This is a genomic window from Candidatus Nanopelagicus abundans, assembly GCF_002288305.1.
Taxonomy (GTDB): Bacteria; Actinomycetota; Actinomycetes; order Nanopelagicales; family Nanopelagicaceae; genus Nanopelagicus; species Nanopelagicus abundans.
Window position 1 is genome coordinate 586,903 of sequence record NZ_CP016779.1, and the last position, 13,728, is coordinate 600,630.

The 13,728-nt window shown below is 43.6% G+C and carries 12 protein-coding genes and 2 rRNA genes; 2 read left to right on the forward strand and 12 right to left on the reverse strand.

The window, feature by feature from the left end; all coding sequences use genetic code 11:
* Window position 1 precedes the first annotated feature (1 nt).
* The 4 genes from aroH to B1sIIB91_RS03125 form a co-directional block, all read right to left on the reverse strand.
* On the reverse strand, window positions 2–364 hold the full coding sequence (gene aroH / locus B1sIIB91_RS03110; protein WP_095688170.1) for a chorismate mutase: 363 nt from the start codon (window positions 362–364) through the stop codon (window positions 2–4).
* A gap of 248 nt (window positions 365–612) precedes the next feature.
* Complete coding sequence (locus tag B1sIIB91_RS03115; protein WP_095688171.1) at window positions 613–1,344, reverse strand: pseudouridine synthase; 732 nt, start codon at window positions 1,342–1,344, stop codon at window positions 613–615.
* Window positions 1,345–1,384: 40 nt separating this feature from the next.
* Window positions 1,385–1,942 carry an SMC-Scp complex subunit ScpB gene (gene scpB / locus B1sIIB91_RS03120; RefSeq protein ID WP_095688172.1) on the reverse strand — a complete coding sequence of 186 codons (558 nt, stop codon included), beginning with the start codon at window positions 1,940–1,942 and terminating at the stop codon, window positions 1,385–1,387.
* Window positions 1,935–2,810 (reverse strand): segregation and condensation protein A, encoded by an 876-nt coding sequence (locus B1sIIB91_RS03125; RefSeq protein WP_095688173.1) that lies wholly within the window; start codon window positions 2,808–2,810, stop codon window positions 1,935–1,937. Before B1sIIB91_RS03125 ends, scpB begins: the two co-directional genes overlap by 8 nt.
* Window positions 2,811–2,869: 59 nt before the next feature.
* Here B1sIIB91_RS03125 and B1sIIB91_RS03130 point away from each other — a divergent pair, with 59 nt between their 5' ends.
* Together B1sIIB91_RS03130 and B1sIIB91_RS03135 are read left to right on the forward strand one after the other, a co-directional pair.
* Window positions 2,870–3,811 carry a ParA family protein gene (locus B1sIIB91_RS03130; protein ID WP_095688174.1) on the forward strand — a complete coding sequence of 314 codons (942 nt, stop codon included), beginning with the start codon at window positions 2,870–2,872 and terminating at the stop codon, window positions 3,809–3,811.
* A complete protein-coding gene (locus B1sIIB91_RS03135; protein ID WP_095688175.1) occupies window positions 3,808–4,206 on the forward strand; it encodes a hypothetical protein in 399 nt (132 codons plus the stop codon). Before B1sIIB91_RS03130 ends, B1sIIB91_RS03135 begins: the two co-directional genes overlap by 4 nt.
* Here B1sIIB91_RS03135 and xerA read toward each other — a convergent pair.
* The 8 genes from xerA to B1sIIB91_RS03170 all read right to left on the reverse strand — a co-directional run bounded on the left by xerA (window position 4,203) and on the right by B1sIIB91_RS03170 (window position 13,707).
* Window positions 4,203–5,123: a site-specific tyrosine recombinase/integron integrase gene (gene xerA, locus B1sIIB91_RS03140; protein WP_095688176.1), complete on the reverse strand. Its 921-nt coding sequence runs from the start codon at window positions 5,121–5,123 to the stop codon at window positions 4,203–4,205. The two genes, B1sIIB91_RS03135 and xerA, sit on opposite strands and share 4 nt — an antisense overlap.
* Window positions 5,113–6,750, reverse strand: coding sequence for a CTP synthase (locus B1sIIB91_RS03145; protein WP_095688177.1), 1,638 nt, complete (start codon window positions 6,748–6,750; stop codon window positions 5,113–5,115). Before B1sIIB91_RS03145 ends, xerA begins: the two co-directional genes overlap by 11 nt.
* Before the next feature lie 14 nt (window positions 6,751–6,764).
* Entirely contained in the window at window positions 6,765–8,483 is a 1,719-nt protein-coding gene (gene recN / locus B1sIIB91_RS03150; protein WP_095688178.1) for a DNA repair protein RecN, read from the reverse strand.
* Window positions 8,473–9,324, reverse strand: coding sequence for an NAD kinase (locus tag B1sIIB91_RS03155; protein ID WP_095688179.1), 852 nt, complete (start codon window positions 9,322–9,324; stop codon window positions 8,473–8,475). Before B1sIIB91_RS03155 ends, recN begins: the two co-directional genes overlap by 11 nt.
* The gene (locus tag B1sIIB91_RS03160) at window positions 9,321–10,109 is read right to left on the reverse strand and encodes a TlyA family RNA methyltransferase (protein ID WP_095688180.1); all 789 of its coding nucleotides are present in this window, start codon (window positions 10,107–10,109) and stop codon (window positions 9,321–9,323) included. Before B1sIIB91_RS03160 ends, B1sIIB91_RS03155 begins: the two co-directional genes overlap by 4 nt.
* A gap of 6 nt (window positions 10,110–10,115) precedes the next feature.
* Window positions 10,116–10,274, reverse strand: coding sequence for a hypothetical protein (locus B1sIIB91_RS06050; RefSeq protein ID WP_190279164.1), 159 nt, complete (start codon window positions 10,272–10,274; stop codon window positions 10,116–10,118).
* Window positions 10,275–10,383: 109 nt separating this feature from the next.
* Window positions 10,384–10,500: ribosomal RNA gene (gene rrf / locus B1sIIB91_RS03165) — 5S ribosomal RNA — on the reverse strand.
* 120 nt (window positions 10,501–10,620) lie between these two features.
* Window positions 10,621–13,707, reverse strand: a 23S ribosomal RNA gene (locus B1sIIB91_RS03170).
* Window positions 13,708–13,728 lie beyond the last annotated feature (21 nt).

The following is a 13,728-nucleotide window of genomic DNA, read 5'->3' on the forward strand; positions in this document are numbered from 1 at the left end:
ACTATTGAGCAAGATCTTTGCGTAGTACTGAGGCACCACCGAGGTAAACATGCTTAATATCGGCCAGATCTCGGTCTAAATGGGTATGAATAAGCACTCGTACAACTCTTGGCAGCGCATTTTTTACATCAATCTCAACTGAGCATAACAGAGGTATGCCACCAAGGCCGATTTGCCTAGCTGCCACCGCCGGGAACTCAGACCTAAGATCAGGGGTTGCAGTCAGTATTATAGAAATCAAATCTTCATTACTTACTTCATTAACTTTGAGCATCTCAGATAACAGCAGACTTACCTGCTTAACCATTTCGGCAGCAGTGTCTTGCTCAAGCTGCACCGCTCCCCTAATACCTCTAACTCGCATACGGCAATAGTATCTAGTCGAAGATAAATCATGATTAAGGTTTAATCTTTTAATCTAGATGTCGTTTTATAGAGGTATTTACTTATGAAATAGCGATTTATTGAGATATAGGTTTTAGAGCTATAACCTAAATAACTATATATAGATTTATATACTCAATTTTGAGCATGTTTTAGTCGATAAATCGTTTTTCGAGGGATACCTAAATACCTATATATCGACAAATAGATATAATAAATAGCGACTTATTATTTTATATTTAAAAGAGTAAAGAGATTAGTTAACTCTTGGGAATTTAAGACTCGATGACGCCCAGCTTTCATCTCCCCTAAGTTAATTGGGCCGAAGTCTAGGCGGATCAAACGAAGCACCTGTAAGCCAAGGGACTCAATTAGCCGCCTAATTATGTGATACCTACCCTCGTGGATTGTGATCTCAACCCAGTGGTGGGTTTTACTAACAGCCCGGGCATGAACGACTTTGATGGCTCTGGCAAGACCATCCTCAAGTCTGACCCCTTGTAAAAGCTGATCTGAAAGGCCCTTGTTAAATTCACCTTCAATTTCAACTAAGTACTTCTTTTCCAGTCCGTATGAAGGATGGGTTGCTCGGTGAGCCAGGTCGCCGTCGTTGGTGAGAAGGATTAGGCCTTCGGAATCTTTATCTAACCTGCCAACATGATAAAGACGATCATTTCTGTCTGCAAAATAGTCACCAAGGTTAGGCCTGCCTTCTGGGTCTGACATGGTAGAAATAATGCCTGCTGGTTTATGAAAGGCTAGGTAAGTCTTAGACTTATTAATTTTTAAACTCTCACCATTTACTTTAATGTCACTAATTTCCGGATCATATTTACCACCGAGCTCAATAATGATTTGTCCGTCAACACTTACGCGACCATCAAGAATTAACTGATCGGCTGCTCGCCTACTAGCAATTCCGGCATCGGCAATTATTTTATTTAAACGAGTTAGGCCCACGCATAAGTTTAGCGCGCTTAATAGGAATTAAAGAAAAGGGCTATTCGGTTAAGGTTGAAAGCAACTCATCTAAGCCATCAATATCAGGTAAGAATGGGGCAAGCGCGGGTAGATCCGCAATCGAGTTAAGCCCTAATTTTTCTAAGAAAAATGATGTGGTCTGATACAAAACTGCGCCAGATTCGCCTTCAATGCCCGCCTCGTCAACTAAACCACGATTAACCAAAGTCTTCATTACCGCTTCAACGTTAACCCCTCTAATCGCAGATACTCGCGCTCTAGAAACAGGTTGGCGATAAGCAATTACAGATAAGGTTTCAAGAGCTGCTTGGGTAAGTCGAGCCTGTTGGCCATCTAAAACAAATTTTTCAACCAGTGGCGCCATCTCCGGATGACTGTAGTAACGCCAGCCGCCAGAGACTTGGCGAAGTTCAAAACCTCGCTGCTCTTGCTCATACTTTGCTGCAAGAGATGTCAGTGCTAAAAGGATCTCCTCAGTTGGGGCCTCGATAATTTGAGCTAAAACAAGCTCAGAAACAGGCTCATCAACGACCATTAATATTGCTTCAAGGCAACGCTGCAGTTCAACTTCAGACATTATCGGCCTCATCTATCGTTTGTACTGGAATATCAAACTCATCACTAACTCTAACCTCTCCTTGCGCAGTTCCAGCCCAAGAGATTTGCAGTTCACCAAGTGAAATCACTTGCTCAAAACGAACAACTCCTTCTTTATACAGTTCAAGTAATGCTAAAAACCTTGCAACAACAACTAATGTGGAGTCGGCGTCAGCAATTAATGCCCTAAAAGTGACACGAGAGGCTCGCCTTAAGTGTGCCACAACCTTTAAAGCCTGCTCGGCTACGCTTACCAAAGGGCGATGTATGTGTTCGATGCTAAAGGTTGGGGTTGTCTTTGGGGTTAAAACTCGATTGGCAATCGCTGCAAACCTTTGGGATCCAACACCTATTAAAACCTCTGGTAATAATTGAGCAAAGTGCGGCTCAAGTGCTACTAACCTGGCAAAGGACTTTTCTTCCCGCTCAATACGTTCTGCGAAGATTGCAGAGAGTTCTTTAAAGGCCCGGTACTGAAGTAATCGGGCAAATAAAAGATCGCGAGCTTCAAGTAGTGCAAGATCTGCCTCGTCATCAATTTGTCCTGATGGCAGAAGTTTTGCTGCCTTAAGATCAAGCAAGGTTGCAGCTACTACTAGAAACTCAGTGGTTTTATCTAAATCCCAGCCATTTTCACTGTTTTCTAGCTGTTTTATATAGGAAATAAACTCATTAGTTACCGTACCGAGGGCGATCTCGGTGATATCCATTTTATGGCGAGATATAAGTTGCAGCAATAAATCAAAGGGGCCATCAAAATTATCTAGGTGCAGCGAGAATCCAGACACCCGGCCATCTGTAATTGAGGCAGCGGGCACTGGCGTGGTTGATAAATTTTCCTGCGACATGCGCACAAGATACCGCCAGCATCCTTGCCTTTGCACTTGCCCCACCGTAGGTTGCCGACATGGGAAAAAACGCTAGAAAGACTTCTCTATATAACGCTAAATCGACAAACAAACCTGCCCTTTCTAAAACTCGTGAAGAAAGCCTTGCAACTACCTCTGATGTACTTGGTAAAAAACTTCGAAACTTTCCTGAGCCAACGAAAACTCCAGAAGCAGGCAATGCCCGAGTAATCTCAGTTGTAAATCAAAAAGGTGGGGTTGGAAAAACAACTACCGCAATTAATCTAGGTGCTGCCCTTGCTGAAGTTGGCCGTAGAGTTTTATTAATTGATTTTGATTCTCAAGCATCAATGACTACCGGGCTTGGAATTAAAGGAACTGCTCTTCGCGAGCAATACGGTTCAATCTGGTATTTACTAAATGATTCTGAAGCAAAGCTAGAGGATTTCATTCTTAAATCTTCAGTACCAGGTCTTGATTTTATTAGAGGTCATGAAGATCTAGCCGCTGCAGAAGCCGCATTTGTTTCTGAAATAGCTAAAGAGCATAAATTGCGAAAACTATTAGCACCTGTGCTTGATAGATATGATGTGGTTTTAATTGATTGCTCCCCTTCTCTTGGAACATTAACCGTTAACGCACTTACCGCCTCAAACGGAGTAATTATCCCAATGGAGTGTGAGTATTTTGCAGTTCTTGGACTTTCACTTGTAAAAAAGACTATTCAAAAAATTAAGGAAAACACCAATCCCCAGCTTGAGATATTGGGAATTTTGGCAACTATGTTCGAAAAGAAAACTAGTCACTCCAGAGAAGTGTTAGAGCTAATTGATAAAGAATTCCCAGATGAAGTTTTTGACACCATCATTTCTCGAACAGTTCGATTCTCTGAGTCAACAGTTGCTGGCGTTCCAGTAACAGCTTATGCAAGTAGTAGCACCGGCTCTGCTTCTTATCGTCGCCTAGCCCGTGAATTAATCGCAAGAGGAGGAGCTAAATGAGTCGCAGAGTTAGTTTGCCGGGAGCAGATGAGTTATTTAGAAATACTGCAACGCTAAGTGCAGTTCCCTCATCTCGTGAAAATACTGAGGAGATAACCCAAACTCCAGCGGCAGCTGTCACAGCAAAAAATTCAGTAAGGCAAACTCCAAGACGCAGAGTTAACGCTTTTGATCGTGCGCCATCAGGGCGTGAAAAACATGATGAGAAAATTACTGTTTATCTATCCCCCGATGAACTTTATGATTTAGATCAAGCACGTCTTGCACTCCGCGGTGATCTTGGGCTCGCAGTTGATCGAGGCAGAATTGTTAGGGAATCACTTTCAATAATTATTGCAGACCTTGAAGCTAAAGGCGATCAAAGTATTATTGCGCGCAGATTGCGTGGTCGTTAAAACTTACTTCTAGGGTGAGCATTTGCGTAACTCTCACGCAAGTGATCAATAGTTATAAGTGTGTATATCTGAGTTGTAGTCACGGAGGAATGTCCAAGTAACTCCTGCACTACTCTAATATCAGCCCCACCATCTAGTAAATGTGTTGCAAATGAGTGACGCATCGAATGGGGCGTAACTTGATCTGATAATCCAGCCCGCTCTGCCGCCTTTGCCACAAGATTCCATGCACTTTGCCTGCTTAATCGACCACCTCGTTGATTTAAAAATAATGCTTTCTGAGTACTTACTTTTAATAAAGTTGGGCGAGATCTAACTAAGTAATCATTAACTGCTGCAACTGCAAATGATCCGATTGGTACAACCCGCTCCTTGCCACCTTTACCCTTTAATTTCACAGTTGTTGTGGTGCCAGCTTGCGTATCAGCTGTTGAAATATCTAAGGTATTTAAATTAATTAACTCACTGACTCTTGCGCCGGTAGCGTATAAAAGCTCAACTAGGGCTTTATCACGGCTTGAGATCAAATCAGTTCCTGCAATATTTAGCATGCTCATTACCTGATCAATTGTTAGAGCTTTTGGTAAGCGCTTACCAATCTTTGGTGGTTTAAAATTTGAAGATGGGTTATTAAACTTATGTTCCTTTGCAAGATACGTGAAATAACTACGAATACTTATGATATTTCGAGCAATTGATGATTCACCGATCTTAAACTCTCTATTTTCCATCCCGCGTAACCAGGCCACGTAGGAAGATAATTGCTCTGGAGTTACATTTTCAAGCGAAAGTTGGTTTGTCGATAAATAGTGAAAAAACTTCTCAATATCTAACCGGTAAGCACTTATGGTGTTACTTGCGAGGCCTTTCTCAATTGAAAGGTAATTAAAAAAATCAGCTAAATGATCACTTGCCATGCTTAGCGATCGCCGCCGCAATTAATCCTATAAATAATGGGTGCGGATTTGTTGGCCTTGAAAGAAACTCTGGGTGAGCTTGAGTACCAACATAATATGGGTGAGTACTTTTTGGTAGCTCAACAAACTCAACTAAATGCTTATCCGGAGATAAACCTGAGAAAACTAATCCAGTTGCAGCTAATTGATCTCGATATTTATTATTTACTTCATAACGGTGGCGATGACGCTCACTTATTTGAGATTTTCCATAAACATTTGCTACCACCGAGTTTGCAAGTAGGTCCGCTTTATATAAACCAAGTCTCATACTTGCGCCCATTTGGCCATTACCAGCAACAATTTCTATTTGATCACTCATGGTTGAAATAACAGGGTCACTTGTTTTCTCATCAAACTCAGATGAGTTAGCATTTTTTAATCCAGCTAAATTACGGGCCGCCTCAATCACCATGCATTGCAAGCCTAAGCAAAGACCTAAGGTTGGAATTTTATTCTCGCGGGCATATTTAAGTGCGCCTAACTTTCCTTCAATTCCCCGCACACCAAATCCACCAGGCACGCAGATTCCATCGACATCACCTAGGTTAAGAGCAGCATCTTTATCACTGGCGCAACTATCACTAGTTACCCACTTGATATTTACCTTTGCATAATTGGCAAAGCCACCAGCCCTAAGTGCTTCAGTTACTGATAAATAAGCATCCGGTAAGTCAATGTACTTTCCAACTAGTGCGATTGTTACCTCACATTTTGGTTTATGAACCTTATTTAAAAGATCTTCCCATTCACCCCAAATGACATCAGTGCACTTAACTCCTAGTCGCTTAACGACATAACTATCTAAACCCTCTGCATACAGCACTTTAGGTATGTCATAGATTGATGCCGCATCAACTGCAGCTACCACACCCTCTAAATCAACATCGCACATTAAAGAAATCTTCTTTTTAACTGCATCAGGGATTTGACGATCACTTCGAAGCACAATTGCATCGGGGGTTATACCAATAGATCTAAGAGCGGAAACGCTATGTTGAGTTGGTTTAGTTTTTAGCTCACCAGCAGGTCCCATATAGGGAACTAATGAAACATGTAAATAAAAAACGTTATCGCGACCTATATCCTGGCGAATCTGCCGAGCTGCTTCAAGAAATGGCTGTGATTCAATGTCTCCTACTGTGCCACCGATTTCGGTAATTACTACATCAACTTCAGGTCCTGCCATGGCCTTCATTGCATCTTTTATTTGATTAGTAATATGAGGAATTACCTGAACTGTCTCCCCTAAATACTCACCGCGACGCTCTTTTGCAATCACCGCTGAATAGATTTGACCAGTTGTTATATTCGCTGAACCATGCAAATTAGTATCAAGAAAACGCTCATAGTGTCCGATATCTAGATCAGTCTCAGCTCCATCATCAGTCACAAAGACTTCCCCATGTTGAAACGGATTCATCGTTCCTGGGTCAACATTTAAATACGGATCGAGCTTTTGCATAGTTACTCGAAGCCCACGAGCACGCAGAAGTCTGCCTAAACTTGATGCAGTTAATCCTTTGCCTAAACTTGAGGCGACGCCACCTGTAACGAATATATGTTTACTCACATGATTGGCGGTCATGGAAGACTAGATTATCATGAATTTCTAACAATCGCCAATAACTCAGTTGCATGCTCTTGTGCGGTTTGTGAATCCTCCTGACCACTTAGCATTCTTGCAATCTCAACTTTTCTAGCCTCTGCACTCATTTCAATCACATCACTTTGAGTTACAGAACCATTTTCACTCTTTTTTACAACTAAATGATTATCAGCCCAAACTGCAACTTGCGCGAGATGAGTTATCACAATTACCTGCGCAGATTTTGCAAGTTTTGCCAATCTTCTTCCAACTTCAACAGCTGCTTTGCCACCAACACCAGCGTCTACTTCATCAAATATATATGTTCCAACTGGCTCTGCTTCAGCAATAACCACTTCCAAAGCAAGCATTACTCGAGATAACTCGCCACCGCTAGCAACTTTATTTAATGGTAGCGCCGATGCGCCAGTATGAGCTGCAAATAAAATTGAGATCTCATCTAAACCTGCTGGTGTGTAATTTTTTGCAATATCTGTATCAGCCATTGTTTGCTCAATAATAAATTGTGAATTAGGCATGGAAAGATTTTTTATCTCATTTGTAACTAATTTTGATAACTTATCGCCGCCGATTTGACGCTCTTTTGATACCGCCAACGCTGCCTGTTTTAACTCAACGAACTCTAAATCTGCTTCTTTCTGTAACTGAGTAATTCGCGCACTACCGCCAGAGAGATCTGCAATCTTATCTCTAGCCCCTTGACCATCAATAAGTAATTGCTCATATGCAATATCTCGATCACTGCCCTTGCCATATCTTTTTAGCAAAGAGTTTAAAGCAGCTTTTCGCTCTTGTAAGGCGGCAAACCTAGCTGGATCAGCCTCAAGATTTGCCAGATATGAAGAGAGGTCTCCACCAATATCTTGTAAATTAAGTAAGTTCTCAGTGAATTGATCAATAATTTTATCTAATGCACTGTCTTTGCCCTTTATCTGATCAAGTGACTTTCGAATTTGCTGTAATAAGTTAAGTGCAGAAATATCCTCATCCTCAAGTAGATTAAGGGACTGCGCAAGTACTTGATTTAATTGTTCAACTGAACCAAGCTTGCCAATCTGATTTTCAATCTCAAGTAACTCACCACTTTTTGGAGATAATTTTGTAAACTCATCAGCTAACTCAGTTAGTAAGGATATTTCTTTATCAGCCTGACTCAACTGCAAAGTTAACTCCTGAATACGAGTGATAATTTGCTGATACTGCAGATAATGCTTTTGATACGCACTGAGTTCTACACCTGCGAAGCGATCTAGTAACTCTCTAGCAACAGTTGGTTTAGTTAATTTTGAAGAAGAGGACTGAGCATGAATCTCAACTAACGCAGGAGCAAAAGCTGCAACTGCAGCAACGGAACTAACCGCTCCCCCTACTAATACTCGCGATTTACCTTCACTACTAACTGTTCGAGTAATTACTACGCTGTCTTGATCAACTTCACCACCAGAGGCAGAAATTTCTTGAGCTAGATCTTTAGGTATGGAAAATTTTCCAGTAATAACCGCCCGCTCAGAACCTGATCTCACCAAATCTGCATCACTCTTATTGCCTAGGACTAAGCCAAGTGCGGTTAAAACCATTGTTTTACCAGCGCCAGTTTCACCAGTTAATACCGTTAAACCAGTTTTAAATTCGATATTTGAACTTTCTATAACTCCAAGAGATCTAATTGAAATCTCTTCTAAATAACTTTTACTCTCTTTCTTACTCGCCACGCCAACCCTCGACCGGCAATTTAAATTTAGCTACTAATCGATCGGCAAAAGCAGCAGGCTTAATGTGGGCAAGCAGCACATCTTCCTTATCACTGGTTAAAACTACCCGGTCATTTTTTTGCAGTTTTGTTCGCCTAATTCCATCTGCATTTAAATCAGCTGAATCACTTTCAATATCAATGACTATCTCAGATTTAGGCGAGATAACCATCGGACGTGTAAATAAAGCATGGGCTGCAAGTGGTAGTAAGACAAGTGCATCTACTTCTGGCCAAACTACCGGTCCACCCGCAGAGTAGGCATAAGCAGTAGAGCCAGTTGGAGTAGCGCAGATAACGGCGTCACACCACCATCTTGAAAGGGGGCGATGATCAATTTGCACGAAAAGATCAATCATTTGATGATCATTACGTTCAATAGTTACTTCATTTAAGGCCCAACCTGATTGCAGAACTTTTCCACCCCTGAGTAATTGATAACTTAAGTTCATTCGCTCCTCAATCTCAAAGGAGCTAGTTGTAATTGCGTTAGCGATATCAGATAAAGAAGGCCGCTCAATCTCAGCTAAAAAGCCAACATGTCCTAGATTAATTCCAAGGATCGGTAATTTTTTCCCACGAAATATTTCAGCTGCTCTTAGCATGGTGCCATCACCACCTAAAACAACTGCTAAATCAACTTTACTTGAATCATTAAAATCCTTAGCGCCATCAAGTTTAATTGTGGCAAAGACATCTAGGTTTTTATCAATCAGCAGCTTTGTTAAATCTTTTGCTGTAGTTAATGCTTCATTTCGGGTTGGGTGAATTACCAACAGAACAGAGTTAACTTTTTTACTCATGCTGGCCCCTTTGAAATCGCAAGATCTAAATCTACTTCTAATAAGGCTGGCGCGCCTTTTCTAAGCCACAGAAAGTACTCCACATTGCCAGCAGGTCCAGGAAGTGAGCTAGCAACTACTCCGCAGCAGCCTAAATTCTGTGCAAAGGCAGCATCTGCAACCTGTGAAACTGCTTCTTTTCGAAGATGGGCATCCCTAACAACACCACCAGCACCCAACTGCTCTTTACCAACCTCAAACTGAGGCTTAACCATAATCAAGAAATCTGCTTCCTCTTTTGCAACTGAAATTAGAGCTGGCAGCACCAGCTTCAAAGAGATAAAAGATAAATCTGCAACAACTAAATCAATCTCTTCCCCCACCTGAGCAGGGGTTAAATTTCTTACATTTACTCGATCTAATATTTTAACTCGCTCATCTTTTTGAAGCTCCCACGCAAGTTGGCCATATCCGACATCAACTGCGACAACTTTGGCAGCGCCTCGTTTTAATAAGACATCAGTAAAGCCGCCAGTTGAAGCTCCGGCATCTAAAGCAGTTTTTCCTTTCACATCAATTTGTGAAAATGAATCAAGGGCGCCAACTAATTTATGTCCACCACGGGAGACATACTCAGATTGTTCATCAGCTAATGTGATTGAAGTTTGGGCATCAACTTGCGTAGCTGCTTTAGTTGCGCGAATTCCAGTTACTAAAACTTTGCCACCTTCAATTAATTCAACTGCTACATCTCTTGATCTTGCCAGCCCGCGCCTTACCAATTCGGCATCTAAGCGGGTCTTCATATTTCTTTAAACTCCGTCAAGATTTGTAAGTGCTTGTTGCAGTAGCTCATGAACCCTGCTGAATTCAGCGCTATGTGTTGAAATGTCAGTAGTGTTAATAGCAGCGATGCGTTCTTTAAGTGCAACTAGATCAACTGCAATCGCCTCTTTAATATCTTCGCTCATGGATATAAGGTACCGAAAATCATTTGTTTATACTCACTTTTAACGGAAATATCATTAAATAAAAATGAGCCCTACCTGATTTAACAGATAAGGCTCATTATTAAATTGAGTCCGGCGGCGATCTACTCTCCCACAAGGTCCCCCTTGCAGTACCATCGACGCTATAGGGCTTAACTTCCGGGTTCGAAATGGGACCGGGTGTTTCCCCTATGCTAAGGCCGCCGAAACATTATTGAGTTATCAAGTCAGATATAAAAAAACTTTAGAAATTAATCTAAATTTTTTATATCCCCGACCGTAGCTCGGGAACCACACAGTGAACGCGATTCAAATTTATTTTTTTGTTGTAGTTAAATCCTCGACCTATTAGTACCGGTCAGCTGCAAGGCTTGCGCCTCTTCCACTTCCGGCCTATCAACCCAATAGTCTCTTGGGGGTCTTACCTGGTAAACCAGTGGGAAACCTAATCTTGAAGCGAGCTTCCCGCTTAGATGCTTTCAGCGGTTATCCCTTCCGAACGTTGCTAATCGGCCGTGCTTCTGGCGAAACAACCGACACACAAGAGGTTCGTCCGTCCCGGTCCTCTCGTACTAGGGACAGCCCTTCTCAAGTTTCCTTCGCGCACGGAAGATAGGGACCGAACTGTCTCACGACGTTCTGAACCCAGCTCGCGTGCCTCTTTAATGGGCGAACAGCCCAACCCTTGGGACCTACTCCAGCCCCAGGATGAGACGAGCCGACATCGAGGTGCCAAACCTTGCCGTCGATATGGACTCTTGGGCAAGATCAGCCTGTTATCCCCGGGGTACCTTTTATCCGTTGAGCGACGGCGCTTCCACAAGCCACCGCCGGATCACTAGTTCCTGCTTTCGCACCTGCTTGACATGTCTGTCTCACAGTTAAGCTCCCTTGTGCACTTACACTCGACACCTGATTACCAACCAGGCTGAGGGAACCTTTGAGCGCCTCCGTTACTTTTTGGGAGGCAACCGCCCCAGTTAAACTACCCACCAGACACTGTCCCTGACCCAGATAATGGGCCGAGGTTAGAAACTCAAAACGTTCAGAGTGGTATTTCATTTTTTGACTCCACGAACACTGGCGTGCCGCTTCAAAGTCTCCCACCTATGCTACACAGAACGTTCCGAGTACCAATATCAAGATATAGTAAAGGTCCCGGGGTCTTTCCGTCTTTCCGCGCGTAACGAGCATCTTTACTCGTACTGCAATTTCGCCGAGTTCATGGTGGAGACAGCGCTCAAGTCGTTACGCCATTCGTGCAGGTCGGAACTTACCCGACAAGGAATTTCGCTACCTTAGGATGGTTATAGTTACCACCGCCGTTTACTGGGGCTTAAGTTCTCAGCTTCGCTCCGAAGAGCTAACTAGTCCCCTTGACCTTCCAGCACCGGGCAGGCGTCAGTCCGTATACATCGTTTTGCAACTTCGCACGGACCTGTGTTTTTGGTAAACAGTCGCTTGAGCCTATTCTCTGCGTCTAACTTATGCTTCGAAGGTAAACCTCTACACAAAAATTAGCCCCCCTTCTCCCGAAGTTACGGGGGTATTTTGCCGAGTTCCTTCACCACGATTCTCTCGATCACCTTGGTATTCTCTACCTGACCACCTGCGTCGGTTTCGGGTACGGGCCACTATAAACCTCGCTAGAAGATTTTCTTGGCAGCATAGGATCATCCACTTCGCCTTACGGCTCGGCATTAAGTCTCAGAGATTGTTCTGCGGATTTTCCTACAGAACCTCCTACACTCTTACCCCAGGTCAACCATCGCCTGGGTTGGACTACCTTCCTGCGTCTCTCCATTGCTTGACTACTAACAACTTGGGTCGTGCGCTCCATCAGCTATTGCTAGCCAACTTCAAACACTTAGCATTATTGATTCGTCATGGACGGTTTATTGCGGGTACTGGAATATCAACCAGTTGTCCATCGACTACGCCTGTCGGCCTCGCCTTAGGACCCGACTTACCCTGAGCGGATTAGCCTAGCTCAGGAACCCTTGGTCATTCGGTGGACGGGTTTCTCACCCGTCTTTCGCTACTCATGTCTACATTCTCACTTGTGTAACTTCCACGGCTGGATTCCTCCGCCGCTTCACTAGTTACACAACGCTCTCCTACCCATCCACACTCCTGGATCTTGCGACCGGGATAGTGTGTGAATGACAGAACGTCGGTGCTGTGCTTGAGCCCCGTTACATTGTCGGCGCGAAATCACTTGACCAGTGAGCTATTACGCACTCTTTTAAGGGTGGCTGCTTCTAAGCCAACCTCCTGGTTGTCTATGCGACTTCACATCCTTTTCCACTTAGCACAGGCTTTGGGACCTTAGTTGCTGTTCTGGGTTGTTTCCCTCTCGACAATGAAGCTTATCCCCCACTGTCTCACTGCCACGTTCTCACTTACTGGCATTCGGAGTTTGGCTGACGTTGGTAATCTTGTAGGACCCCTCGGCCATCCAGTAGCTCTACCTCCAGTAAGAAACACGTGACGCTGCACCTAAATGCATTTCGGAGAGAACCAGCTATCACGAAGTTTGATTGGTCTTTCACCCCTAGCCACAACTCATCCCCTAAATTTTCAACTTTAGTGGGTTCGGTCCTCCACGCGGTCTTACCCGCGCTTCAACCTGGTCATGGCGAGATCACCTCGCTTCGGGTTTAGATGATGCGACTTATTCGCCCTATTCAGACTCGCTTTCGCTACGGCTTCCCCTCGACGGGTTAACCTTGCCACATCACACTAACTCGTAGACTCATTCTTCAAAAGGCACGCTGTCACTGCACAAGGCAGCTCCAACGGTTTGTATGCAAACGGTTTCAGATTCTATTTCACTCCCCTTGCGGGGTTCTTTTCACCTTTCCCTCACGGTACTTGTTCACTATCGGTCACCAGAGAGTATTTAGGCTTAGCGGGTGGTCCCGCCAGATTCATACCGGATTACACGAGTCCGGTATTACTTGGGATACTAAAAACAAGATAATGAAATTTCGACTACAGGGGTCTCACCTTCTATGCCGGACTTTCCCACGTCCTTCATCTATTTCATTATTTTCTGACTTGTTAAATTAACGGCAGTTAATTTCATTTAGTCCCACGACACCGATCATGCAAGGCCTGCCGGCTTGGCACATGATTGGTTTAGCCTCTTCCGCGTTCGCTCGCCACTACTAACGGAATCACGGTTGTTTTCTCTTCCTGAGGGTACTGAGATGTTTCACTTCCCCTCGTTACCTTTGACTCTCCTATTTATTCAGAGAGAAATGACTGGACATTACTCCAGCCGGGTTTCCCCATTCGGTAATCCTCGGATCGAAGCCTGGTTGGCGGCTCCCCGAGGCTTTTCGCAGCCTCCTACGACCTTCATCGGCTTCTGGTGCCTAGGCATCCGCCATTTGCACTTATTAATTTATTTCTACATTTATTACAAAGATGC

Excerpts from the sequence above, each read along its gene's own strand:
- aroH (WP_095688170.1), bottom strand. The coding sequence starts at position 364 with ATGCGAGTTAGAGGTATTAGGGGAGCGGTGCAGCTTGAGCAAGACACT.
- scpB (WP_095688172.1), bottom strand. The coding sequence starts at position 1,942 with ATGTCTGAAGTTGAACTGCAGCGTTGCCTTGAAGCAATATTAATGGTC.
- B1sIIB91_RS03125 (WP_095688173.1), bottom strand. The coding sequence starts at position 2,810 with ATGTCGCAGGAAAATTTATCAACCACGCCAGTGCCCGCTGCCTCAATT.
- B1sIIB91_RS03130 (WP_095688174.1), top strand. The coding sequence starts at position 2,870 with ATGGGAAAAAACGCTAGAAAGACTTCTCTATATAACGCTAAATCGACA.
- B1sIIB91_RS03135 (WP_095688175.1), top strand. The coding sequence starts at position 3,808 with ATGAGTCGCAGAGTTAGTTTGCCGGGAGCAGATGAGTTATTTAGAAAT.
- xerA (WP_095688176.1), bottom strand. The coding sequence starts at position 5,123 with ATGGCAAGTGATCATTTAGCTGATTTTTTTAATTACCTTTCAATTGAG.
- B1sIIB91_RS03145 (WP_095688177.1), bottom strand. The coding sequence starts at position 6,750 with ATGACCGCCAATCATGTGAGTAAACATATATTCGTTACAGGTGGCGTC.
- B1sIIB91_RS03155 (WP_095688179.1), bottom strand. The coding sequence starts at position 9,324 with ATGAGTAAAAAAGTTAACTCTGTTCTGTTGGTAATTCACCCAACCCGA.
- B1sIIB91_RS03160 (WP_095688180.1), bottom strand. The coding sequence starts at position 10,109 with ATGAAGACCCGCTTAGATGCCGAATTGGTAAGGCGCGGGCTGGCAAGA.
- B1sIIB91_RS06050 (WP_190279164.1), bottom strand. The coding sequence starts at position 10,274 with ATGAGCGAAGATATTAAAGAGGCGATTGCAGTTGATCTAGTTGCACTT.